Origin of the sequence: Micromonospora sp. NPDC047465 (assembly GCF_040643125.1) — a bacterium.
Taxonomy (GTDB): domain Bacteria; phylum Actinomycetota; class Actinomycetes; order Mycobacteriales; family Micromonosporaceae; genus Micromonospora.
The window spans coordinates 25454-49346 of sequence record NZ_JBEYTP010000042.1 but is presented as its reverse complement, the minus strand read 5'-3'; the positions used below and the strand labels follow the sequence as shown (position 1 = coordinate 49346).

Below are 23893 nucleotides of genomic sequence, written 5' to 3'. Positions count from 1 at the left end.
TCGGCTTGTCCGGAGGGTTCGACGGGCGGTGTTCAGACAAAGTTCAGCGCTCCGAAGCGGGAGGGTGAGTAGTCCTCGATCGACCGGTCGGTCTCGCCGGTCACGACCATGCCGGCGAGGAGCCGGGCGTAGGTGAGGCCGAGGGTGAAGGCCGAGCCGCCGGTGGCGACGAACAGTCCGGGCCGGCGCGGGATCGCGCCGAGCAACGGCAGGTGGTCCGGGGTGAGCGTGGTCATGCCCGTCCACGTCCGGATCACCGGCAGGTCGAACACCGCCGGGACCACCCGGGCGGCGTCGGCGTTGCCGACCAGCGACTCGTACCGCAACTCCGGGTTGGTCTCCAGGTCGACCTGTCCAGCCCGGCTGACCAGCTTGGCCGGCCATCCGCCACCGATCAGCACGTTGCCGTCCTCGGTCTGCTTCATCGACAGCCGCCGGCCGACGTGCTGGATCAGGTGCGGCAGGAACGGCCGGCTGCGGGCGGTGGCGCTCATCGTCAGCCCGACCGGGAAGACCGGCAGCCGGACGTCGGCCATCGAGGCCAGCTCGGCGGTCCAGACCCCGCCGGCGAGTACCACCGTGTCGGTCAGGTGGGTCTCCCCGGCGGTGTCCCCGGGCCCGGTCACTGTGCGCAGTTCCCAGTGCCGGCCGCGCCGGTGCAGCCCGGTGACCCGGCAGCCGGTACGCAGCACGGCGCCGTACCGGCCGGCGGCCCGGGCCAGCGCCGGGGTGACCAGCCGGGGGTTGGCCTTGCCCTCGCCGGGCACGTGACCGGCGGCGAGCACGGTGTCCGCCAGGTACGGCGCGAACCGGCGCAGCTCCGGGCCGGAGAGCACGGCGACGTCGAGGCCGTACTCGCGTTCCAGGGCGGCCTTCCGGTCCAGCACGGCGATCTCCGCCGGGGTCTCGGCGAGCATCAGCCCGCCGGTGCGGGACACCCCGCATCGCTCACCGAGCTCGTCCTCGACGGTGGCCCAGGCCCGCATGGCGTCCAGGTGCAGCGGGAGCGCGCGGGCCGCCGCGCGGGCCCCGTCGTCGCCGTGCTCGACCATCCGGAACTCCAGCTGGAAGTGGAGGCTGCCCGCGTTCTGCCCGGAGGCGTGCCGGTTGACCTGGTCCTTCTCGACGAGCAGGACCCGGTTGCCGGCGCGGGCCAGGTGCCAGGCGGTCGCGCAGCCGAGCAGACCGCCGCCGATGACCGCCGTGTCGTACGAAGTCATGGGAGCAGGTCGAGCTGGGTCATGGTGGCCCGGACGCGGTCCTGTTCGGCGGGGGTCAGCGGGAGCAGCGGCGCGCGGACGTGACCGGCCGGTACGCCGCGCAGGGTGAGCGCGTACTTCATGATCGCCTGCGCGTTGCCGAACCGGGCGCCGTAGTCCGGCCCGAACCAGTCCTCCATGATCACCCGGTCGCGGGCGCCGAGGACCCGGGCCCGGTCGAGGTCCCCGGCGCGCAGGGCGCGGAAGAAGTCGGGGTGGTCGGCGCCGAGCACGGCGCCGGCTCCCATCAGCCCGTCGCCACCGATCGTGGTCATCAGCTCGATGCCGACCTCGTTGGTGGGGATGCCGAAGTAGCGCACGCGGTGGCGCAGGGCGACGAGGCTGCGGACGAATCCGCCGAAGTCCGGGGTGGAGTTCTTGACCGCCACCACGGTGTCCAGCCCGCTCAGCTCCGACAGCAGGTCGGCGTCCAGGTCGACGCCGGTGCCACGGGGCCAGTTGTAGACGCAGAGCGGCAGGTCGACCGCCTCGGAGACGGTCCGGTAGAAGGCCACGATCTCCGACCGGGTGGGCACCACGTACGGCGGCGGGGTGAGCAGGATGCCGTGCAGGCCGGCGTCCCGGGCGGCCTCGGCGTGCCGGATCGCCTCCGCCGGCGTGTACGCGTTGCAGCCGCCGAGCACCGTGAGGCGGTCGCCGACCCGTTCGGCGGCCGTCCGGAACAGCGCGGCGCGTTCCTGTTCGGTGAGGCTGAACCACTCGCCCGTGGTGCCCCCGACGATGATCCCGTGCAGCCGCTCGGCGGCGAGCCAGTCCAGTTGGACGCGCCAGGCGGCGAGGTCCAGCTCGCCGGTGGCGGTGAACGGGGTGGTGACGGCCGGCAGGTAGCCGAACCAGTCGACGCTGTCGCGGTCCACTGCGGGGTCCTTTCGACGGGCGGCGTCGTACCGCCCGCGTGCGCGACGCGGGCCGGGTGACGTGCCGGGTGGGTCAGGGGGTAGGCGGGGTGACCGCGATGATGAGCCGGGCCCGCTGGTCGCTGGCGTTGCGGTAGAGGTGGGGCAGCCGGGAGTCGAAGGTGATCGCCTCGCCGGTGCTCAGCACGTACTTCTCGCCACCGATCTCGGCGACGACCTCGCCGGTGACGGCGATCGCGCACTCGGTCGAGGGGTGCGCCCACGGCTCGCCGGAGCTGGAGTCGCCGGGCGCCAGCTCGGCTTCGAGCACCTCCAGGTCGCCCCGCCCCGGGGTGAGCCGGTCGTAGGCGATCTGCCCGGGGGGAGCGGCGAGCCGGGTCCGCGAGCCGGGCCGGCTGATGTGCACCAGCGGCGCGTCCGGCTCGGAGAACAGCGCCGCGATGGAGGTGTCGAAGACCTTGGCGAGCTTACGCAGGGTGGCCAGGCTGGGGTCTGTGGCGCCGTTCTCGATCTGGCTGAGCAGGGCGGGCGAGACGTCGGCCGCGGCCGCGAGCTGGCGCAGCGTGAGGGAGTGCTGCTGGCGCAGGTCGCGGAGCTGGTCACCGAGCATGCGTCTTTCCTCGTTCCAAAACAGTGTGGCTAGAAATGTTTGACGCAACTATACGCCCCTGTCTAGCATGGTCAAACACAAGGCGAACGTGTTTGGCGTAACTAGACAAGCGACGTCGGGGCACGAACCGGACAGGACTCCCGTCCGGATACATCCAACCTCATGACGGTCTACGGGCGAAGCCCCGCGAGCCGCCATCGGTTGGCACCGGCCCCCGACCTCGGCGTCACCGGCGACGTCGGCGCGACAACCCCCAGAGCCCGTCCCGCGCGGGCCGGCCCATACGAAGGTAGGAACAGCATGTCGGTGTCCCCTCGCCGGCTCCGCGTCGGAGCAATCGCTCTGGCGGCGCTGGTCACAGCCTCCAGCACCGCGTGCAGCGCGGGCGGCAGCGGAGGAAACGGTAACGGTGGTTCGGCCAAGACCCTCACCGTCAACACCTCGTTCGTCCTCAAGACGCTCGACCCCGGCCGGATCTACGAGGCGACCGGCCTCACCGCCGTGCACTCCCTCTACGACACCCTGCTGACCTTCAAGGGCTCGGACGTCAGCAAGCCCGTCCCGGCGCTGGCCGAGTCGTACGAGGCCTCCGCCGACGCGAAGACCTTCACCTTCAAGCTCCGCGAGGGGGTGAAGTTCTCCGACGGCAGCCCGCTGACCGCCGACGACGTGGTCTTCTCCCTCAACCGGCTCAAGAACGTCAAGGCCAGCCCGGCAGTCATGGTCAGCGGCCTCACGGTCGCCAAGACCGACGAGCGGACCGTGGTGGTCACCTCGGCGACCGCCGACCCGAACATCCCTGTGGTCCTCGCGATGCCCTCGACCGGCGTGGTCAACTCCAAGGTCGCCAAGGAGAACGGCGCGACGGACGCCGCGGACGCCGCGAAGACCGACACCGCCCAGCAGTACCTCGACAAGAACTCCATCGGCAGCGGCCCGTACGTGCTGAAGTCGTACGACCCGTCGGCGCAGGTGGTGCTGGAGGCCAACCCCAACTACTGGGGCACCAAGCCAGAGTTCGGCCGGGTCGTGCTGCGCAACATGGACGTGCAGACCCAGAAGCTGACCATGCAGCGGGCCGGCGGCTCCGAGATCGCGCTGGACATCTCCGGCAAGCTGCTGGAGGGGCTGCCGGACACGCTGAAGACCTCCGCCATGCAGGACACCGTCTACTTCCTCTTCCTCAACGCCGACCCGGCCGTCTCCGGGGTCACCTCGAACGCGAAGTTCAACCAGGCGCTGCGGGCCTCCATCGACTACCAGGGCATCGCCGGGCTGTACGGCAAGGGCGCCGCCCCCGGCGCCGGGCTGGTGGCCCCGGCCTACCCGGGCGCGCTGCCCGCCGGCGAGGAGTCGAAGCGTGACGTGGCGAAGGCCAAGGCGTTGCTCGCCGAGGCGGGGCTGACCAACCCCACCGTCAAGTTCAACTACCCGGCCATCACGTACAAGGGCGTCGACCTGGGCACGGTGGCGACCAAGGTGCAGGGCGACGCCGCCGAGGCCGGCATCAAGCTGGAGCTGACCCCGCAGCCGCTGACCACGTTCCTCGACGAGATGCGTACGGGCAAGATGGCGCTCGGGTTCACCCCGCAGAGCCTCAACTACCCGGTCGCCGACTCGCTGATCAACAACATGTCCCCCGGCCAGGCCACCGCGCTGCGCTCGGGCTGGACGGTGGAGCGGGCCGACCCGGCCGTCGTGGCCGCCGGCAAGAAGGTCACCGAGACCCTCGACCTGGCCGCCCGGGCCACCGCCATGCAGGAGTGGCAGCGGGCGATGAACGCCGCCTCGCCGTACGTCGTCCTGGCCAACAACTCCTCCACCGTCGTGGCGAGCAGCGACCTGACCGGCACCGACTACACCGCCGCGGGCTGGCAGGTCGACCTGGCCGCCGTCGGCCGGGAGTAACCATCTCATGACAACGACAGTCGACGACGCCGAGCCGGGCGCGGTCACCACGACCGCGTCCCGGCCTCGGCCGCACCGGTCGCTGCTGGTGTTCCTGGCCAAGCGGGTGGCGATCACGGCAGGCCTGCTGCTGGGCGTCACGATCGTGACGTTCGGCCTGGTCACCGTGGTGCCCGGCGACCCGGTCACGGCCAACCTCTCCGACCAGGCGCTCAACGACCCCGCGACGGTGGCCGCGTTCCGCGAGAAGTGGGGCCTGGACCAGCCGCTGTACGTGCAGTACCTCCAGTACCTGGGCAACCTGCTGACGGGCGACCTCGGCATCTCCCAGCAGACCGGCCGCACCGTGACCGACGACCTGTTGCAGTACGTGCCGGCGACCATGGAACTGGCCATCCCCACCATGGTGCTGGCGCTGCTGATCGGCACCGGGATCGGCATGCTCGCCGCCGTCCGCAACGGCCGGATCACCGACCAGCTGATCCGCGTCGGCGCGCTGCTCGGCCTGTCCACCCCGCCGTTCTGGCTGTCGCTCGTCGTGCTCTACGTGTTCTTCTACCAGCTCGGCCTGGCGCCCAGCGGCGGCCGGCTCTCCACCGACTTCAGCCCGCCGCCGACGGTGACCGGGATGTACACCGTCGACGCCGCCCTCGCCGGTCAGTGGGACGTCGCCTGGGACGCCGCCCAGCACCTGGTCCTGCCGGTGCTCGTGCTGACCAGCCTGACCGTGGCGATGCTGGTCCGGTTCGTCCGCTCGTCCATGCTGGAGGTGCTCCAGCAGGACTACATCCGGGCCGCGTACGCCAAGGGCCTGCCCGCCCGGGTGGTGTTCCGCCGGCACCTGTTGCGGGCCGGGCTGGTCCCGGTGATCACCGTCTCCGGTCTGGCCTTCGCCTCGCTGCTCTCCGGCACGGTGCTGGTGGAGAACATCTTCGGCTGGCCGGGCCTCGGCCAGTACGCGTACCGCAGCGCGACGGCGCTGGACCTGCCCGCGATCCTCGGCGTCAGCCTGTTCGTAGCGCTGGTCTACACGCTGGTCAACCTCGCCGTCGACCTGCTGTACGGGCTCATCGACCCGAGGATCCGGCTGTCATGACCACACTCGCACCCGACCCCGTAGCGCCCGACCCGAAGGCGACCGACGCGCTGGCTCGGCGCCGTTTCCTGGGCCGGCTGCGCGGTCGCTCCACCGGGCGGCCTATCTGGCGGCAGCCGATCGCCGTGGCGGCCCTGGTCATCCTCGGCGGGTGGCTGCTGATGGCGCTGTTCGCGCCGGTCGTCGCGCCGTACGACCCGTTGGCACAGAGCCCGGACGCGTACGCCCCGCCGTCGGGCACGCACTGGTTCGGCACCGACTCCCTCGGCCGGGACGTGTTCAGCCGGGTGATCCACGGCTCCCGCCTGTCGATCCCGCTCGCGCTCGCCATCGTCTCGCTCGCCCTGCTGATCGGCGGTCTGCTCGGCCTGGTCGCCGGCTACGTGGGACGGTTCGTCGACGAGGCGCTGATGCGCCTGACGGACCTGGTCTTCGCGTTCCCGCAGATCATCCTGGCGATGGCGGTGACCGCCGCGTTCGGGCCCAGCACCCGCAACGCCGTCCTCGCGCTGGTCATCGTCTCCTGGCCCGTCTACGCCCGGGTCATCCGCAGCGCCGTGCTGACCATGCGCGGCGAGGACTACCTCAGCGCCGCCCGGCTGCTCGGCATCGGGCCGGTCCGCGCGCTGCGCCGCGACGTCCTGCCCAACAGCGTGGGGCCGGCGATCGTGCTGGCCACCCTGGAGCTCGGCAACGCCGTGCTGCTGCTGTCCGCGCTGTCCTTCCTCGGCCTCGGCCCCCGCCCGCCGGCGGCCGAGTGGGGCTCGATGGTGGCGCTCGGCTCGCAGGACCTCTCCATGTGGTGGGTCAGCGTGTTCCCCGGCCTGGCCATCCTCACCGTGGTGATGGCCTTCAACGTGCTCGGCGACGCGCTGCGCGACCGGATCGACCCCCGCTACGCGAAGGGACGTTGAGAATGCGACCGCTGCTCGAAGTCGACTCCCTGGCCGTCACCCTGCCCGGCCCCACGGGGCCGCTGCCGATCCTGCACGACGTGTCGTTCACCGTCGGTGAGGGCGAAATGGTCGGCATCGCGGGGGAGAGCGGGTGCGGCAAGAGCCTCACCGCGCAGACCCTGCTCGGGCTGCTGCCCGCCGGTGCCAAGGTCACCGGGTCGGCCCGGTTCGACGGGACCGAACTGCTCAGCCTGGACACCAGGCGCTGGCAGAAGGTGCGCGGCGCCGGCATCGCGATGGTCTTCCAGGACCCCACCGCGGCGCTGCACCCGATGCTCACGGTGGGCCGGCAACTGACCGAACACATGCAGGTCCACCTGGGCCTGGACCGGCGGGCGGCGGACCGGCGGGCGGTGGAACTGCTCGACCAGGTCCGCATCCCCGACCCGCAGCGGGCGGTGCGGGCGTACCCGCACCAGTTCTCCGGCGGCATGCGGCAGCGGGCGGCCATCGCAATCGCCCTCGCCGCCCGCCCCCGGCTGCTGATCGCCGACGAGCCGACCACCGCGCTCGACGTGACGGTGCAGGCCGGCATCCTCGCGCTGCTGGACCAGTTGCGCGCCGAGACCGGGCTGGCCGTCGCCTTCATCACCCACGACCTCGGGGTGCTCAGTGCGCTCACCACCCGCGGGTACGTCTTCTACGCCGGGCGCGTGGTGGAGACCGGCCCCACCGGAGCGCTGCTCACCGCGCCGCGCCACCCGTACACGGCCGCGCTGCTCGGCGCCCGCCCGCACGGCACCCAGGCCGTCGGCACGCTGCGTCCCATCCCGGGCGGGCCGCCGACGCCGGGGCAGGCGCCGCCCGGATGTCCGTTCCAACCCCGGTGCGGGTACGCCGAGCCGTCCTGCGGCACCGCGCCTCCCCCGCTGTCCCCCGCCGGCACCGACCGGTCGGTGGCCTGCGTGGTCCGTCCGCACCTGGAGGTGGCGGCATGAACGAGCCGGTCGGGTCGGGCAACCTGCTCGAGATCAGCGACGTCGAGGTGGAGTACAAGCCGCGCGGCCGGGGGCCGGTCCGGGCCGTGGCCGGGGTGAGCCTGGAGGTGGCGCCCGGCCAGATCGTCGGCCTGGTCGGCGAGTCCGGCTGCGGCAAGTCGTCGCTGGCCCGGGTGGCGGTCGGGCTGGCCGCGCCGAGCGCCGGGACGATCCGGTTCGCCGGCCGCCCGATCACCCCGCTCGGCTGGCGGCGCCGGCCGGTGCCGGAGGTCGGGCTCCAGATGGTCTTCCAGAATCCGTACGCGTCGCTGAACCCCCGGCGCACCATCGGCGCCCAGCTCCTCGACGGGGTGCCGGACACGGTGACCGGCGCCGCCCGCCGGGCGAGGGTCGCCGACCTGCTGGACCGGGTCGGCATGCCGGCCGGGGCCGCAGAGCGGTACCCGCACCAGTTCTCCGGCGGCCAGCGGCAGCGGCTCGCCATCGCCCGGGCGCTGGCGCCGGAACCCCGGATGATCATCGCGGACGAGCCGGTCACCGCGCTGGACGCGTCGTCGCAGGCGCAGGTGGTCAACCTGCTCGTCGGGCTGGTCCGGGACCTGGACATGGGCATGCTGTTCATCTCGCACGACCTCTCCCTGGTACACGAGATCGCCGACGTCACGGCGGTGATGTACCTGGGCCGGATCGTCGAGACCGCGCCCACCCGTCAGTTGTGGTCCTCGCCCCGGCACCCGTACAGCCGGGCGTTGATCGACGCGGTGCCGCAGATCGCACTCTCCCCGCAGCTGCCCAGGACGCTCGCCGGGGAGGTGCCCGACCCGGCACACGCGCCGGTCGGGTGCCGCTTCCGGCCGCGTTGCCCGCACGCCTTCGGGCCGTGCGGCGAGCAGCCGCCCACGCTCGACCTCGGCGGCCGCACCGCCGCCTGCTGGCTCAACGACCCCACGGTGGCGCAGACCACCGTGCCCGCCGCGTAGAGGACACCGCATGCACATCCCCACCGAACAGGTCCTGGTCAACCTCGCGCTCTACGACGGCGTCCGGGACGACGTCCAACGCGACAGCGGCATCTGGATCGGCGCCGACGGCACGATCCGCGCGGTCGGGCCGGTCGACGACGTCCTCACCGAGGCGGGCGGCGTCCGGGTGGTCGACCTGCACGGCGACCACGTCATGCCGGGCCTGACCAACATGCACGTGCACCTGTCGCTCGGCCTGCCCGGCCACTTCGGCGACGAGGTGCACCGGTCGAACCTCGCCGAGCTGGTGCTGCTGATGGCCGACTCGGCGCGCCGGACCCTGCACTCCGGCGTCACCACCGCCCGGCTCGTCGGCGAGAGCCGGTACGCCGACTTCGCCCTGCGCAAGGGGATCGAACGCGGCGCGGTGGACGGCCCGCGGATCTTCACCGCCGGGCACGCCCTCTGCTGCACCGGGGGACACGGCTGGGAGGCCGACGCGCTGGAGGCCGACGGGGCGGACGGGTTCCGCCGGCTCACCCGGCAGCAGATCCGGGCCGGCGCCGACCTGATCAAGGTGTGCATCTCCGGTGGGATCGCCGGCGAGTTCGAGTCGATCGACACCCCCCAACTGCTCGACGACGAGCTGGCGGCGGTGATCCGGGTGGCGCACGACTGGGGGCGCAAGGTCACCGCGCACGCCGGCCCGGCCGAGTCGGTGCGCCGCGCCGTGGAACTCGGGCTGGACTGCGTCGAGCACGGCTACGAACTGACCGACGAGGTGACCCGGCTGATGGCCGAACGCGACGTCTGGTACGTCCCGACCATCGTGGTCAGCCGCTGCGAGCAGTTCTTCCGCGACTCCGGCGTGCCGGGCTGGCTGATGGACCGCGCCCTGGCCGCCGGGCCCCGGCACTGGGAGAGCCTCCAGCACGCCATCCGCAACGGGGTGCCGATCGCGCTGGGCAGCGACATGCCGCCGCACGCCGGCTACGACGAGACGACCGCGACCGTGCGTGAGCTGGAGTTCATGGTGGACGCCGGGATGCCCGTCGCCGACGCCCTGAAGTCCGCCACCATCCGCCCCGCGCAGTGGCTGGGCCAGGCCGACACGCTCGGCAGCGTCGAGGTGGGCAAGCACGCGGACCTGCTGGTCCTGCGCGACGATCCCACCCGCTCGGTGTCCGCGCTGCGCACCCTGCACACGGTGCTCAAGGGTGGCGTCTCCTACCGCGACGACCACGGCCGCCTCGGCGTCGCCCGATGACGACGATCACCGAGGTCGCCGACCGGTACCTCGACGTGCTCGCCGGGCTGGATCCGGAGGCCGCCGAGGCGGCGGGGCGTACGCCCGACTCGCACTTCGCGGACCTCTCCCCCGACGGCTTCGCCGCCCGCGCGGAACTGGCGCGCAGCACCGCCACGGCGGCGGACGGCGCCGGTGTCGACGGCACGGCCCAGCGGGCCCTCGCCGGCGCGCTGATCGACCGGCTGGCCAGCGAGGTCGACCTCTACGACGCGGGCTTCACCACCCGGCTGCTCGCCCCGCTGGCGACGCCGGTGCACCTGGTCCGGCAGGTCTTCGACAACCTGCCCCGCAACATCGCGCAGGACTGGGCGGTCGTCGCCGCGCACCTGCGCCGGGTGCCCACGGCCCTCGGCCAGTACGCCGAGACGCTGCGCTGGTCGGCCCGGCGGGGGCACCTGGTCGCCCGCCGGCAGGTGCTGGCGGTCGCCGACCAGTGCACCGCCTGGGTCACCTCCGACGACTTCTACGGCCGGCTGGTGGCCGGGTGTCCGGACGGGCCGCTGGCCGGGGAGCTGGCCGCCGGGGCCCGCTCGGCCGCCGCCGCGACGGCGGACTTCGCCGCGTTCCTGCGTACCGAGCTGGCGCCACGGGCCACCGACGTCGACGGCGTCGGCCGCGACCTGTACGCCGTCACCGCGCGCAGCTTCCTCGGCGCGACCGTCGACCTGGACGAGCTGTACGCGTACGGCTGGGAGGAGCTGGCCCGGACCGCCGCCGAGCAGCGCGCGGTCGCCGCCGAGCTCGGGTACCCGGACGTGGCGGGCGCACGGGCCGGGCTGGACGCCGACCCCGCCGGTCGGGTGCCGGTCGGGCCCGACCTGGAGGAGTGGCTGCGGGAGCGCACCGAGCGGCTCACCGACGCCCTGGACGGCGCGCACTTCGACATCCCGGCCGCCACCCGCCGGGTGGTGTGCCGGATCAGCCCCGCCGCCTCCGGGGTCATGTACTACACCCCGCCCGACGCCGGGTTGACGCGCCCGGGCGGGATCTGGTGGTCGACGCCCCCCGGCGAGTCGACGGTGCCGGTGTGGCGGCACGTCGGGACGCTCTGCCACGAGGGGCTGCCCGGGCACCACCTCCAGCACGCGATCACCCTCACCACCGTCGACCTGCACCCGTGGCAGCGGTCGCTGTGCCAGGTGCACGGGTACGCCGAGGGCTGGGCGCACTACGCCGAACGCCTCGCCGACGAGCTCGGCCTCTACGCCGGTCCCGCCGAGCGGCTCGGGATGCTCGACGGGCAGATGTGGCGCGCCGCCCGGGTGGTCATCGACCTCGGCCTGCACCTGGACGTGCCGATCCCGGCCGGGACCGGCTTCACCGACGCGCGCCGGTGGACCCCCGAGCTGGCCGTGGACTTCCTGGTCCGCGTCGCCGGGCTGGACCCGGCGACCGCGCGGTTCGAGGTCGACCGGTACCTCGGCTGGCCGGCGCAGGCGTTGGCCTTCAAGGCCGGGGCGCGGCTCTGGCAGCAGGCCCGCCGGGAGGTCGAACGGCGTGAGGGCGCCGGGTTCGACCGCAAGCGGTTCCACCAGCGGGCCCTGCGGCTCGGGCCGATGGGGCTCGATCCGCTGCGCGCCCGCCTCGCCGAGCTCTCCTGATCCACCCCCGACACCCCCGTCCGCCCCGACCGGAAGCGAGCCCCGATGACCGTTGACGATCTGACCGCCGCCATCACCGACATGTACCGGTCGTTGGGCGACCGGGCGGCGTTCGACGCCCGGCTGCACCCCGAACTGACGATCTGGGAGTCCGACGCACCCGACCTGCTGGACGGTCTGGCCGCCCTGGACGACCTGCGGGACCGCCGGGCGGCGGCCCGGGGACCGGCCGCGCCCCCGACCTCGGTCGCCCCCGAGCAGTTCCGGGCCGAGGCGTGGGAGGACACGGGCCTGGTCCGCTACGTCCTGCGGGCCCGGTACGCGACCGGGCAGCCGGACGACTGTTTCCGGGTGACGGACGTGCTGCGCCGCGACGAGCGGGGCTGGCGGATCGTGCACCACCACGCTGAGGCCCTCCGATGAGCGCCGAGGAACCGGTCACCGACCTGTACGACCTGCGGGTCGTGGTGGAACGGATCGAGGGCCGCTCCGTCTGCGGCCTCCAGCCGGGCGACCACATCGACCTGACCGAGTCGAGCCGGCTCACCATCCCCACCGGCCGGCACTTCTGCCTCTACGCCCTCGCGGCGTGCCTGCCGCTGCTGCCGGCCAAGCAACGTCCGTTGCCGCCGGAGGACTGGCTGGCCCGGGACTGCCACGTGGCCTGCCCGGATCCGGACGAGCGGGTCATCCTGCGGATCGAGCGGACCGCCCGGCGACAGATCCCGACTGGAGAACTCACGTGAGCACCGACGAAGGACGCCGGCTGGTCGGCATCGGACTCCAGTCCGACAAGAGCGCCGACGAGTACGCCGCGCTGGCCGAGCTCGCCGAAGGGCACGGCTTCGACGTGCTGTCGGTCTTCGGTGACCTGATGTACCAGCCGCCGTTCTTCCCGCTGCTGGTGGCCGCGCGGCACACCCGACGGATCCGGCTCGGGTCGGCCTGCCTCAACCCGTTCACCATGCACCCGGTGGAGATCGCCGGGCAGGTCGCGGCGCTGGACCTGGCGTCGAACGGGCGGGCCTACCTCGGGCTGGCCCGGGGCACCTGGCTGGATCAGATCGCGGTGCCGCAGGCCCGGCCGCTGCGGCGGATCACCGAGACCGTCGACGTGGTCCGGCTGCTGTTGTCCCGCGACGAGGGGGGCTTCCAGGGCCGGGAGTTCACCGTGGCGCCCGGTACCGCCCTGCGCTACGCCCCGGTCCGCGCCGACGTGCCCGTCCTGGTGGGGACGTGGGGTCAGCAGACCGCCCGGACGGCCGCCGCGTTCGCCTCGGAGATCAAGGTTGGCGGTTCGGCCAACCCGGCGATGGCCAAGACGATGCGGGCCTGGCTGGACGACGCCGCGCCCGCCGGTCGGGCCGGTGACCAGGTCGGCGTGGTGCTCGGCGCCGTGACCGTGGTGGACGAGGACGGCGCGCTGGCCCGTCGGGTGGCCCGTACGGAGGTGGCCATGTACCTCGCCGTGGTCGCCGCCCTCGACCCGAACGTCGACATCGATCCGGAGCTGCTGTCGCGGATCCAGCAGCACGTCGCCCGCCAGGAACACGACCTCGCCGGCGCGCTGATCGGCGGGGACCTGCTCGACCTGTTCGCCTTCTCCGGCACCCCGGAACACGTCGCGGCGCAGGCCGCGGCGGTGTTCGATGCCGGGGCCACCCGGGTGGAGTTCGGCACCCCGCACGGTCTGACCCCGGCGGGCGGTGTCGACCTGCTCGGCCGCCGGGTGCTGCCGCTGCTGCGGGGCTGACGCCGTGGCGGGGGTGGGCATCGACCGGCCCGCCCCCGCCACGGTCTTCTCCGTTCCCCGCCAGCGCGATGGGACGGGACCACGGTCGGCCGCCGTCGACTGTGTGACGTGTCAGCCATTCACCGCTGTTGAACAATGTTGATCTATATGCCCTACCGCCACCTTTACTCATCGCAGAAATAGCGGAAACCTCCCCTTTCGGATTCAGGCACGGCCCGCAACCGAGGCGTGACGCATTGCCTTCTGTCGTTGCGCAATGGTCGCCGCACGCGCTGTCGCGCCGTCGGGACTGAAGGAGGCAGCGGACGTGGCTCTCGAGTTCCGATTGACGCTGGCGGGCAATATCCCCTTGGAGCAGATGGCTGAGCTCGCCGCTCCCGAGGCCACCGAGAAGCCGACGCTCCCCGATCAGTCACGACTTCTCAGCGTCGACCTCTACGAGCAGTGCGGGTACGCGGTCAGCATCACCGCCGGCAGCCACGGCTACTACGACGCCGAGAACAACGACGGCTCCCGCTGGGAGTGGGAACCAGACACCTACGTCAACATCGGCTTCCCCGCTCGCGTTACATCGCGAGTCGTACACCCGCGGTGGCGTGCGACCTCGACTGTCGCACGCCACCGTCGATCGTTTGACCTAGCGGGGTGCCAACCGCCAGGCGCGGGTAATCTCTTGCTCGATGCGGTTGCCGTTGGTGTCCCAGGCCTCCACTCGCACCGAGGCGTACCCGGTCGGGGTGTCGCCGGCGGCCGTCGAGTCCAGGATCGCCTGGAAGTTACCGGCCCCCGGCGTGACCTTTGTCGGTCGTTCCTGCCAGGTAACCCCGTCGTCGTACGAGATCGACACCTTGGCTCCGGCGACGGTGCCTCCGACGTACCCGGCCTGGTGCCGCACGTGCAGCTTCAGGGTGGCCGGACCGTTGCGATCACTCGGCAGCACGGCGGTGTTGGTCCGGTCGAGCTGCGTGTCGTAGTCCACCACCAGCATCGGCACCAACGCGGGTGCACTCGGGCGTGCCGTCCGCACCGTCCAGTTCGTCACGGTCTTGGTGGAGGTCTGCCACCACGGCGCGTTGCGAGTGGTGGTCAGCTCCAACCGCGCCGTCGACTCGCCGGGCGGCAGGCTGCTCAGCTTCACCATCGGGCGGGACGCCTGACCGATGTATTTCCCGTCGAGGTAGAACTTGATCGGCGAGGTATCGGTGCTGCCGCCGTTGCCGTAGTGTTCCGCGCTGCTGCTGTCCGACCACTCCGGAAGCTGGAGTGTGATGACGTCCCCGGTCCGGGTCACCGGGTAGCCAGGGTTACGCGGACCCGCCGGGTCGAGCACGGTGGGGTGGTTCGGGCCGCGGAACCACTCGTGCTTGACGTGTTTGACGCCCGGGTAGATGACGTCGCGCTCCTGCAGCGTGCCCCCGGAGGGATACTGAGCGTTGACGGCCTGCCGGTACAGCGAGTCCGTCCCGGCGGTCACGTACTCGGTGCGCTGCTGCGCGGCTTTGACGGTCGACAGCTGCGACGCCGCGAACAGCAGGTAAGGCCGCCACAGTGCCCGGTACTCACCCAGCGACCCGCCCGGTTCGCCATGGAACGCGTTGTCCACGGTGACGAGGTCATCGGTGTGCACAGTCTCATCGACGCCGTCCGGAAGCGCACCGGATCGGATCAGGGCCAGGTCGTACAGGTACGGCGACCAGGACGTGCCCGACACCCGCACCGAAACCTTTCCGGTCGCGAGCTGGTCACGGAGCTGCTGGCCCGCCTCGCCGCTGATCGCCATGGACGGGATCTGCGCGTTGGTACCTACCGACCCGAAGAAGTATCCGCTGGTGTCGTGCATGATCACCAGGGCCTTCGCTCCGTGCGCACGCGCGGTCGCCTCGATCGTCGAGTACGCCGTAGCCGACCGCCGCACCAGCACCGCCTTGCCCATGGTGTCCAGGCCTGTGTAATCGGCCTCGGCGCCTTGGCCGGCGTACACCAGGTCGAGGTCCATCGACGTGTCGATCTTTGGCGTACCGGCCAGCGGCTGGATGTACACGTCCTCAGCCCGTGGCGACACCACCTTCAGCTCCAGCGGTGCCGCTGCCAGCCGGACCTGCTGGACGAACTCCAGAGGCTTCACCTCGGCAGGCCCGGACTTCAACACGTACGTCGGTGTCCACTTCCCGATCCACTGCGGCGCAAAGTTCTCGGTCGAGCGCGGCCCGCCGTACCCGATCACCGTCTTCGCCATCTGATCCACCGGCGACGCCTCGGGATGATCCGGGGTGCCGACCGAGATCGCCTTGGCCTGCCGTGCGTCGAAGGTCAGCGCGATGTCCTCGGTGAGACGCACCGTCGGGGACCCGATCATCGTCCTGTTCAGCATGTACCTGTTGGCGCCGTCCATCGTCTGGATCGCGCCGACGATGTAGTACGTACCCGGCGTAAACCGCCCGCTTGCAACGCCGTTCTCGAAGCGCAGCTCCTTCCAGGGCTGTGCCGGGTCGTTGGCGTTGAGGACGTAGACGACGCTGGCGCGGGTCGCCGGGCGGCCGTCCCGCATGATCCCGGTGAGTGTCAGGCCGGCCATCGGTGGTTCCACGGTGAACCCGACCGGAACGCGGACATTGGCAGCTCCGCCCTGCGCCTTCAAGTAGCCGCCGTAGACACCCTTCGGCAGGTTCCGGACGTCCAGGCTCACGGTCGCCGTAGCGGTGCCGTCGCCAGGGATCGTCAGGGTGGCCGGACTGACCGACAGCGCCGCGCCGGGTGCCGCGGTGCCGTCCTTGTGCCTGACATCCAGCGCCAGGTCGAGAGTGACGGCCGCATTGCTGCGGTTGGTGAAGGTCACCGGTTTGGCAGTGACCGGAGTGTTGTCCTGGGGGTAGGCGAAGAAGCCCACATTCAACGGTTCCGGCGTCGCCAGGACGGGCGCGTTGATCGCTGCCGGGACGTCGATCAGGCCACCGCCTTGCTCGTAGACGCTCGCGTCCGGGCTGGGGCGTCCGGTGGCGATCAGCTCGGCCTTGACCTGCTTCGCGGTCAGCTCTGGGTTGTGCTGCATCGCGATGGCGACGGCTCCCGAGACGTGCGGGGTGGCCATCGAGGTGCCGCTCGCGGAGGTGTACAGGGTGTTCACGGGCGTCCCCATGGCCGTCCCAGCGGCGCGCGCCGCCACGATCCCGACACCTGGTGCGGTGACATCCGGTTTGATCGCATAGTCGCCCAACCGCGGACCGCGGCCGGAGAAGTAGGCCATCTTGCCTTGCTTGTCGACGGCGCCGACGGTGAGCGCCGCGTCGGCGGAACCCGGCGACGCGATGCTGCCCGCGCCCTGCTGACCGTTGTTGCCGGCGGCAACCACGAACAGCGTGTGCGGATGGCTTGCGCTCAGCTGGTTGATCGCCATCGACTCCGGCGAGGTGCCATTGTCACCGGCGTTGCTGCCGATGCTCATGCTCACCACGTCGGCCAGCGGTGCGGCCCATTCCATCGCCCGGATCGTCGCCGAGGTCGGGCAACTGCCCGACGCTGTGCAGATCTTGCCGATCAGCAGGTCGGCTCCCGGAGCTACCCCTTTGTACTTGCCGTTCGATCCGGCACCCGTACCGGCGATGGTGCTGGCCACGTGGGTACCGTGACCGTGCTGGTCGGTGATGCTAGCTTCGCCGGTGAAGATCCGTGTTCCGGCGATCTGCCCGGCCAGGTCCGGATGGCTGAGATCGACGCCGGTATCCAGCACCGCCACGGTCTCGCCGGTTCCGTCGAAGCCCTGCGACCACCCCGCGGGTGCGCCGATCATCGGCACGCTCGTGTCGAGGCTGACTTCGGCGATCTCATCCAGCCAGACCTTTCCGGGGTTGGTCAGCGTCCTCGCGGTACCGCCGGCGGCGGGCGCGATCGTCGACCACCAGCCGCCGTCGGGCTTCACCGTGGCGGCGTACCCGTTGATGCTCGACAGGCGGGTGGTCACCGCCAGGCCCTTGGTGCTCGCCGCAGCGACGCGCGCCGGCGTGTCGGTCACGATCACCGAGACGCCGTCGGTGTAGCCGTAGTCGGCCAGCTTGGTGACGTTGAACAACTCCCGGTCCAACCGATCCGGAATCAGTATCGCCGCGTCGGACGGGATGACGTAGAGGTCGTCGCCCTTGTCGAGCACCTCGAACTGGGGCTCCTGCCCGGAGGGACGCGGGGCCGGCTCGACGACGGCGACATGTCGTCCGTCCTCGGCCGGTTCCAGCCGTACCTGGTCACCGGTGATGAGGGTGATCGGGTCTGGACTGGCGGAGCCGCTAGGCAGCGCGGACACCACCACGCCGGCCGGTGTGGCTCGGGGATCGTCGGCACCAGCGCCGGGGGACGCGGCACCGGTGAGCAGCGTCACTACCAGCGCGGGTGCCGCCAGCAGCGACAGTGGTCGGCCGAGGCGGGATCGTCCGCCCAGCGGAGCAGGTCGTGGGGTCATCGACACTCCTTGGTTGCCGCCGGCAGGGCCGGTCACAGTGGTTCGTAGTGCTTCCCGCCGGCGTCGCCGGCCTGGTCTTCGTCGCGGCGTCGAGCCGACTGCCCGTCATCGGGGTCGGGCGGCGGAGTGCGGGCAGGGCTGCTCCGATCAGCCGGCGAGCCGGCTGACGCCCTTTCGGCCTCCTGCGCTTCAGGCGGATCGTTGGCCATACCGGCAAGCATCGCGAGCGAAGTGGTCGCTAGCGACCGTGCAGACTACGTGGAATTCATCCCGCACCGACCGAGTCCTCGCCGTCCGCGCGATGAAGCCCGGCCTCGACCGCAGCGAGGGCTAGGGCGGTCCGCGACGTCACGCCGAGCTTGCGCATCGCGGATTTGACATGACCTTCCACGGTGCGGGGCGACAGGAACAGCGTCTCGGCGGCCTGCCGATTCGTCATGCCGCGGACGACCAGACCCACCACGTCGAGCTCGCGCGGGGACAGCCGGTCGCCGTATCCGCGGCGCCCGCCGCGCCACGTGCGAGCAACCTCTCCGCCGTGCTCCCGCACCACGTGGGCCACCCGATCCGCGTCCCACCGGGCGCCCAGGTCGTGCAGCCGCTGCTGGGTGTCGGCGAGCAGCTCCAGCGCGCCAGCGCTCTCGCCGGCGGCCAGCAGCGCCCGGCCCTGCCGCTCCCTGCTGAGCAGCTCGTCATAGGGCCGCGGCAGCGCCGCCCACAGCCGGGCCGCGTCCGCGAACAGGCCGGCGGCCCGGCGTGGGTCGTCCGCGGCCCGGGCCACGAGGGCCTGACACGTCACGAGCGCGGCCGCCGGTGCCGGAAAGTTTCGATCGGCGACCTCGTGCGCAAATGTGGCGACGAAGTCATCGACGTCGTTTCCCGCGGCCATGCCGAGCAGCGCGTCCACGTGGACCGGCGCGATGTCGGTGATCCACAGCCACACACCCTTGTGCGCGATCAGGTGCACCACTGGTCCGGTGATCGAGAGCGCCTCGGCCGGGTTGCCGTCGGCCAGGTGCAACCGAGCTAGCGCCGCCGGCACGGCCACCGCTTCCGGCTCCATGACACCGAGCCGAGTCTGCTCCGCGGCGACCTCGTGCAACTCACGCCGGGCCGCGAAACGTCCGCCGGCGGCCAGCTGCAGCAGACCGCGAACCTGCCGCGCATGGAGCCTGCTTTCTGCGTCGCTGTCCTCGCGCCCAGCCAGCTCCGCCACCCTGGCGTCAAGCCCGGACCAGTTCCCCACGTACCAGTCGATCCGAGCCTGCACAGCCAGGGCGAGGTAGGTGAGTCGCGACGAGTCGGCGGCCTCGAGGTGTCGGCGGCACAAGGCTAACTGCTCGCGCGCGCCGTCGAACCGGCCCCACGCCAGCATCGCCCAGACCGCGTTGACCCGGGTGCTCGCGATCTCACGTTCGCCCGCCCGGGTCGGCGCCGAGTCTGGGAGGTGCCTCAGCGCCTCCCAGCCCGCCTCCTCGCCGAGCAGGAGCAGCGCGGTCATGCGCATGTCCAGGAACGCCCGCCGGTCCTTCGTCGCGACCTGATCGAGCAACTCGCCGGCGCGGTCCAACCAGTGTCGGTGCCGGCTCACCGGCCAGTCCGGGATCAGCGGAAGCACCATGTTGGCCATCGCCCGGATCGCCAGATCCGGGCGATGGCCAAGATCGGGAACGGCCGCCTCCCACTGCTCGAACGAGGCGGACCGCTCGCCGACCGCCCACAGCATGCGGCCCAGCAGCAACCGCAGCTCGCCCCGGTCAGACCGGGCGATCTCACCCGACTCCAGAACCCGGCGAAGGACATCGACCACGTGCTCGGCGAGATCGCCGAGAGCGGCCGCACCGAAGAAGGCAGCCTGACCCAACTGACGGGCCAGCCGGACCCGCCGACCGATCGGATGCTCGGCGGCGTTCATCACCTGCAGGAGCGTCTCGACAGCGGTTCGATCGTCGCCGGACTCCAGGGCCAGCTCGGCGCTCGCCTCGGCGTACCCACACCACTGATCGTCGTCCCCGGCCTCGCGGAAGTGGTGGGCGAGCCGCGCCACCGGCGGGTGGTCTTTTCGCCGCAGCGCCCGCGCGGCCCGCTCGTGCATCCGGCGCCGCTCCGAGACCGGCATCGCGCCGCTGATCGCCTGCGCGTCCAGCACGTGCCTGAAGGTGAATCGGCCAGTCGAACGCTCGCGCAGCAGGCCGGAGGCCAACGCCCGGGCCACACCGCTGCGGGCGGCCGGCTCGTCGAGGTCGGCGACCGTGGCCAGCAGCGGCTCGTCGGCCGGGTCCATCAGGATGCTGGCCGCCTCGAGCAGTCGCTGGGTGTCCCGGTCGAGTCGGTGGACCCGCTCCAGGACCGATTCGCGCACGGATGCCGGCACGTCGAGCTCGGTGAGGACCCGGCGAGTCCAGTGGCCATCTTCCCGGGTGATGTCGTCCCGGTCCTCCAGCAGCAGTAGGTACTCCTCGACGACAAGCGGGATGCCGTCGGTCGCGCCGTACAAGAACTCGGCGAACTGCTCGGACACCTGGTCGGTGGCATACATCGAAGCCACCAGCTGCCGGATCTGCTCGATGCCCAGCGGCTGCAGGCCGATGCGGAGGCGGGACATACCGGCCGGCGTGCGCGCAGTCAGCCGGGGCAGCAGCGAACCCGCCGGTACGTCCCACGGACGGAAGGACACCACGATCGACAGATCACGCACGCCGGCGGGCTCGTCCGCGCACAACGTCAACAACCACTCCAGCGTGGCGGTGTCGGCCCAGTGGACGTCCTCGAGGACGAGAATCGTCACCCCGAGACGGTCGACGAGCTCGGACAACGCTCGAAACAGCACATGCCGGACCGCGGACGGGTCGTCCAGCGGCTCCGGCGCGGGCGGGAGATCTTGCGACCACTCCGGGAAGAGCGGCCGCAGAGCGCCGCCCAGCGCACTCATGCCATGGGTGTCCGGGTTCGGTGCCAGGCGCCGGATGCCGGCAACCACGGCACCCAGCGGGGCCGGCTCGGGCACCGGTGGACAGGTCGCGAGCAGCACACGGTTGGCAGGCGAAGGCGGGCCGTCGAGCGCCGCCAGGACCTCGCGCAGCAGGCGGGTCTTACCTATCCCTGCCTCGCCCTCCACCACCACGAGCGCCGAGCCACCCGCGAGGGCGCCTGTCACCTTGCTGAACGCGTCGTCGCGGCCGACCAGCGCGGGCGTCGTCGTCGAACGGCCCGCCGGCCGCCGACGTCGTTCGGTACTCGCCGTCACCTCGACCTCCGCAGCATTCCGCCTAAGGCACGATTCCGTCGACAGCGGTCAACGCCGACATCGTCAAGGCCGAAGCACTCGTGGCCCCTCAGCAGCGGCTCCGCCGTTCCCCCGCACGGTGCCCGACAGTCCCAACGCGGTCAAGCCCGCCGCCCAACCAGTGGCCACCTACCGGCTACTCACGGTCCCGTTCGCCCGCGTACTCGGAAGCCAAGATGCGTCACGTCCGGCTCCTCGTCGACTCCGACACGCTCCAAGCCGATCGGGTCGCCGCTCGACTCGTCGACAGGAGCGTCAACGACGCCACGCTCGGGGTCCCAGGACCAGCCCCGGACAGACCCGACCGGGATTGTGCGGCGAGTCGTCGGACTACGAGTCACCCGCCGGTGGGGACCGGCCCGGGTCTGTTCATCCGAGTGGCTACTGCCCGAAGGTGCAGCGCAGATTCGCATTGATCAGTTCGTTGAGCCGCTTGCGGAGATGCCCGAGGAGCGACGGGTCGGGTAGGGGCTCGGCGACCAGCAGCGTCCAGCGCAGCTGCGTGCCTTCTCTGCCGTCGGACTCCAGGTCGAAACGCACCTGGGCATCCGGCCGCTTCGGCCACAGGGATGACCAGATGACCAGGTGTGCGTGCTCGGCGCGCAGGACCTGCGGCGATTGTTCGTCGTCCAGCAGCCGCAGGCTGCATAGGACGCCGGCTACTCAGGATGAATGGCCCATCCCTCCGATCGCCTAACCAGGCCACCTGCCAGGTTGGCTATACAGCCATCCACACAGCCAAGCCCGCCCGCTGGCGCCGACGCTGCCCGACAACGACGGACGGGCTGACCAGGAGCGCCACCACCGGGCCAGCCATCCGCGATCTTCTTCTAATCCCCAGGCCGGTCGGTTGCCTGACGCATATGGGGACGCGAGCCCCGACGCTCAGGGTTTGGGCACTACCTGGACGATGCTGCCGCCGCTCGCCGTGTTGCCGCCGTCGACCACGGAGGTGACCAGGTTGTAGTAACCCACCCGGAACCACGGGGTCAGTTTTCAGGCGGAGCCGACAGCCGCAGATGTATGCGGTTGGGGGCGCGTCGGTCGCGCCGAGGCAGTGGGCGTCGGGCACCAACCTGCTCCCCCACCCAGGACTCCCGGCCTCTGTGGGGCAACGGCCTCTGCTGTGGCACGGTCAACGGTGGACCGTCGTTCCGCGGGCCTCCAGGCGGGTCAGGACATCGGGGTCGTCGAGGTGTGCCATCGAGACGTCGAGGGTGTGTAGCGCAGGCAGCGACTCCAGCGCCGCCGCTCCCGTGCATTTCCCGGTCAGTACCAGTTCCGACAGGGCCGGGTGGCCGGTCAGCGGGGTCAGATCCAACGGCCCTCGACGGTAGCCGTGACCGTCCAGGTCCAGGGACCGCAGGCTGGACAGTGCGTGAATGCCCTCCAGCGACGTCACGTTGTAGTCGTCGGACTCGCCACCGGTGTCGATGTCCAGGGTCTGCTCGATCAGCATGTAGATGTCGCTGCCGCCGTCGAACTGCAAGTGGGTGATCGCTGCAGCCTCGGCCGACGGCACCGCGACGGCATGTAACAGCTCTAGTGACGCCTTCAGGCGCGGGCCTGGACCTGGGTAGCCGTCCTCCGGGCCATCGGGGCCGGTCGACTCGATGAGCGCCTTGAGGTCGTCGGCAGCGATCGCGTCATCCAGCAGGGCGTCCAGGACGCCCAAGTGCAGGCCGAGGTCGGCGAAGATGAGGGTCATGATCCCGACCGTATCTTGTTACCGGCTTGGCTTGGGACGCGGAGCGGGTCGTCGTTCGAGTCAGGCGGGGCTGGTGACGGTTCGGAGGCGGCCGGTGCGGTGGGAGCGGACCAGCCGTCGGGTCAGGACGACGACCATGGCCCACTGCGCCATCGCGGCGGTGCACCCGATGACGTCGTCACCGTGGTGTCGCCACCCGCTACGGCAAACTCGCCGTCCGTTTCCAAGCCGTCCTGACCATCACCATCATCACCGAGTGACTCTTACCGACTTGTGAAACACGCCTGAGCCCGTGTTTCACAAGGCCTGGAGGTACTGGTTGATGGCCGCGATGGTCAGGGTGGCCTCGTAGCGCACGGCTAGTGCCTCGTCTTTGAACGTTGATCGTGTAATCCGTCGGTTCTGAGGGCTCGTCGGGCAGGCTGTCTCTCATCGTTTTAGGGTGGGAGGTGTTTGTCGGGGTGTTGGTAAGAACCGCGACACCAGGGGCCAAATAGTTGATCTTCACGTGTCGCCTGGGGTGGTCGGTGGTCGTTGAGCTGGTGTCCCGTTAGGCCCGTCCGTAGTTTGCGGGCGCGCTGACCGGCCGTATCCGCCACGTCCTCGCCGCTGACCGCACGCCGCGCGCGTACAGCGACTACCGGCCCGAGCTACGCCCTGACGACCTGCCCGACGGGGTGGTCTTGACGACCCTGGTTGATGCCTGGATCCTGGCAACGTCAGCCGACTCGTCAATGCGGTAGTGGATGTACGCCGTGACGGCAAGGCCGGAGGGAAGAGTGGCTTCGCCGGTGAGCTCGACCTGATGGCCACCCCACACGCCGATGAGGCCCTCTGCCGGAAGTACGGCCGCAAGGTCCACGCCGTTCCGTTCACCGCTGCCACGGACGACCAGGGCCGACTGGTCGAGTTCGCCATCCAGATGAACGCCCTCGGACCCGACCTGGGCACCGCGCGCACAACCTGGCACAAGGTCGACGGACAAACCAGCCCATTAAAGCCAAGAAACGTCGAACCGGCTGGCGACGTACTCGCCCTACTCAAGGCGCTAGAAAGCTAGCGTCGCAAAGACACATGCCGCCGGGGGCGTGCGGGTCGTCACTGCGGTAGGTAGGCCAGCCGGGGTCGGGTCGACGTTGCTGCCGACGATGGCGGCACGTGCGTGTTGCAGGGCCGCGA

At 71.2% G+C, this 23893-nt stretch carries 18 protein-coding genes and 2 pseudogenes; 13 read left to right on the top strand and 7 right to left on the bottom strand.

Annotation, left to right across the window (positions count from 1 at the left end; all coding sequences use genetic code 11):
* Positions 1–32: 32 nt before the first annotated feature.
* From ABZ793_RS28250 to ABZ793_RS28240, 3 genes are all read right to left on the bottom strand, one after another.
* A complete protein-coding gene (locus ABZ793_RS28250) occupies positions 33–1220 on the bottom strand; it encodes an FAD-dependent oxidoreductase (protein WP_357462297.1) in 1188 nt (395 codons plus the stop codon).
* On the bottom strand, positions 1217–2137 hold the full coding sequence (locus ABZ793_RS28245; protein WP_357462295.1) for a dihydrodipicolinate synthase family protein: 921 nt from the start codon (positions 2135–2137) through the stop codon (positions 1217–1219). Before ABZ793_RS28245 ends, ABZ793_RS28250 begins: the two co-directional genes overlap by 4 nt.
* Before the next feature lie 73 nt (positions 2138–2210).
* Complete coding sequence (locus ABZ793_RS28240; protein ID WP_357462292.1) at positions 2211–2747, bottom strand: helix-turn-helix domain-containing protein; 537 nt, start codon at positions 2745–2747, stop codon at positions 2211–2213.
* A 300-nt stretch (positions 2748–3047) separates the two neighbouring features.
* On the opposite strand from ABZ793_RS28240, the gene ABZ793_RS28235 reads away from it, so the two are divergent.
* The 11 genes and pseudogenes from ABZ793_RS28235 to ABZ793_RS28185 all read left to right on the top strand — a co-directional run.
* Positions 3048–4655 (top strand): ABC transporter substrate-binding protein, encoded by a 1608-nt coding sequence (locus tag ABZ793_RS28235; RefSeq protein WP_357462290.1) that lies wholly within the window; start codon positions 3048–3050, stop codon positions 4653–4655.
* 7 nt (positions 4656–4662) lie between these two features.
* A complete protein-coding gene (locus ABZ793_RS28230; protein WP_357462287.1) occupies positions 4663–5751 on the top strand; it encodes an ABC transporter permease in 1089 nt (362 codons plus the stop codon).
* Complete coding sequence (locus ABZ793_RS28225) at positions 5748–6665, top strand: ABC transporter permease (protein WP_350710275.1); 918 nt, start codon at positions 5748–5750, stop codon at positions 6663–6665. Before ABZ793_RS28230 ends, ABZ793_RS28225 begins: the two co-directional genes overlap by 4 nt.
* 2 nt (positions 6666–6667) lie before the next feature.
* Positions 6668–7645: an ABC transporter ATP-binding protein gene (locus tag ABZ793_RS28220; protein ID WP_357462284.1), complete on the top strand. Its 978-nt coding sequence runs from the start codon at positions 6668–6670 to the stop codon at positions 7643–7645.
* On the top strand, positions 7642–8625 hold the full coding sequence (locus ABZ793_RS28215; RefSeq protein ID WP_357462281.1) for an ABC transporter ATP-binding protein: 984 nt from the start codon (positions 7642–7644) through the stop codon (positions 8623–8625). Before ABZ793_RS28220 ends, ABZ793_RS28215 begins: the two co-directional genes overlap by 4 nt.
* A 10-nt stretch (positions 8626–8635) precedes the next feature.
* Positions 8636–9874, top strand: a complete 1239-nt coding sequence (locus tag ABZ793_RS28210; RefSeq protein WP_357462279.1) for an amidohydrolase family protein — start codon at positions 8636–8638, stop codon at positions 9872–9874.
* Positions 9871–11517, top strand: coding sequence for a DUF885 domain-containing protein (locus ABZ793_RS28205; RefSeq protein ID WP_357462276.1), 1647 nt, complete (start codon positions 9871–9873; stop codon positions 11515–11517). The genes ABZ793_RS28210 and ABZ793_RS28205 overlap by 4 nt, the downstream gene beginning before the upstream one ends.
* Before the next feature lie 45 nt (positions 11518–11562).
* Positions 11563–11940, top strand: a complete 378-nt coding sequence (locus ABZ793_RS28200) for a nuclear transport factor 2 family protein (protein WP_357462273.1) — start codon at positions 11563–11565, stop codon at positions 11938–11940.
* Positions 11937–12263: a TIGR04076 family protein gene (locus ABZ793_RS28195; protein ID WP_091105867.1), complete on the top strand. Its 327-nt coding sequence runs from the start codon at positions 11937–11939 to the stop codon at positions 12261–12263. The genes ABZ793_RS28200 and ABZ793_RS28195 overlap by 4 nt, the downstream gene beginning before the upstream one ends.
* Positions 12260–13270 (top strand): LLM class flavin-dependent oxidoreductase, encoded by a 1011-nt coding sequence (locus tag ABZ793_RS28190; protein WP_357462271.1) that lies wholly within the window; start codon positions 12260–12262, stop codon positions 13268–13270. The genes ABZ793_RS28195 and ABZ793_RS28190 overlap by 4 nt, the downstream gene beginning before the upstream one ends.
* Before the next feature lie 307 nt (positions 13271–13577).
* Positions 13578–13826: pseudogene (locus ABZ793_RS28185) on the top strand (SitI3 family protein); the annotation flags it as partial.
* Between the two features lie 81 nt (positions 13827–13907).
* On the opposite strand, the gene ABZ793_RS28180 reads toward ABZ793_RS28185, so the two are convergent.
* The 4 genes from ABZ793_RS28180 to ABZ793_RS28165 all read right to left on the bottom strand — a co-directional run bounded on the left by ABZ793_RS28180 (position 13908) and on the right by ABZ793_RS28165 (position 22714).
* Positions 13908–17720 (bottom strand): S8 family serine peptidase, encoded by a 3813-nt coding sequence (locus ABZ793_RS28180; RefSeq protein WP_357462269.1) that lies wholly within the window; start codon positions 17718–17720, stop codon positions 13908–13910.
* Between the two features lie 265 nt (positions 17721–17985).
* Positions 17986–20967, bottom strand: coding sequence for an AAA family ATPase (locus ABZ793_RS28175; protein WP_357462266.1), 2982 nt, complete (start codon positions 20965–20967; stop codon positions 17986–17988).
* Between the two features lie 420 nt (positions 20968–21387).
* Positions 21388–21546: a hypothetical protein gene (locus tag ABZ793_RS28170; RefSeq protein ID WP_357462263.1), complete on the bottom strand. Its 159-nt coding sequence runs from the start codon at positions 21544–21546 to the stop codon at positions 21388–21390.
* Positions 21547–22141: 595 nt separating this feature from the next.
* A complete protein-coding gene (locus tag ABZ793_RS28165; protein ID WP_357462261.1) occupies positions 22142–22714 on the bottom strand; it encodes a hypothetical protein in 573 nt (190 codons plus the stop codon).
* Positions 22715–22881: 167 nt separating this feature from the next.
* Between ABZ793_RS28165 and ABZ793_RS28160 the strand changes: the two are divergent.
* Together ABZ793_RS28160 and ABZ793_RS28155 are read left to right on the top strand one after the other, a co-directional pair.
* Positions 22882–22974 (top strand): annotated as a pseudogene (locus ABZ793_RS28160) (IS5/IS1182 family transposase); the annotation flags it as partial.
* 482 nt (positions 22975–23456) lie between these two features.
* Complete coding sequence (locus ABZ793_RS28155; protein WP_357462258.1) at positions 23457–23774, top strand: hypothetical protein; 318 nt, start codon at positions 23457–23459, stop codon at positions 23772–23774.
* Positions 23775–23893: the final 119 nt, after the last annotated feature.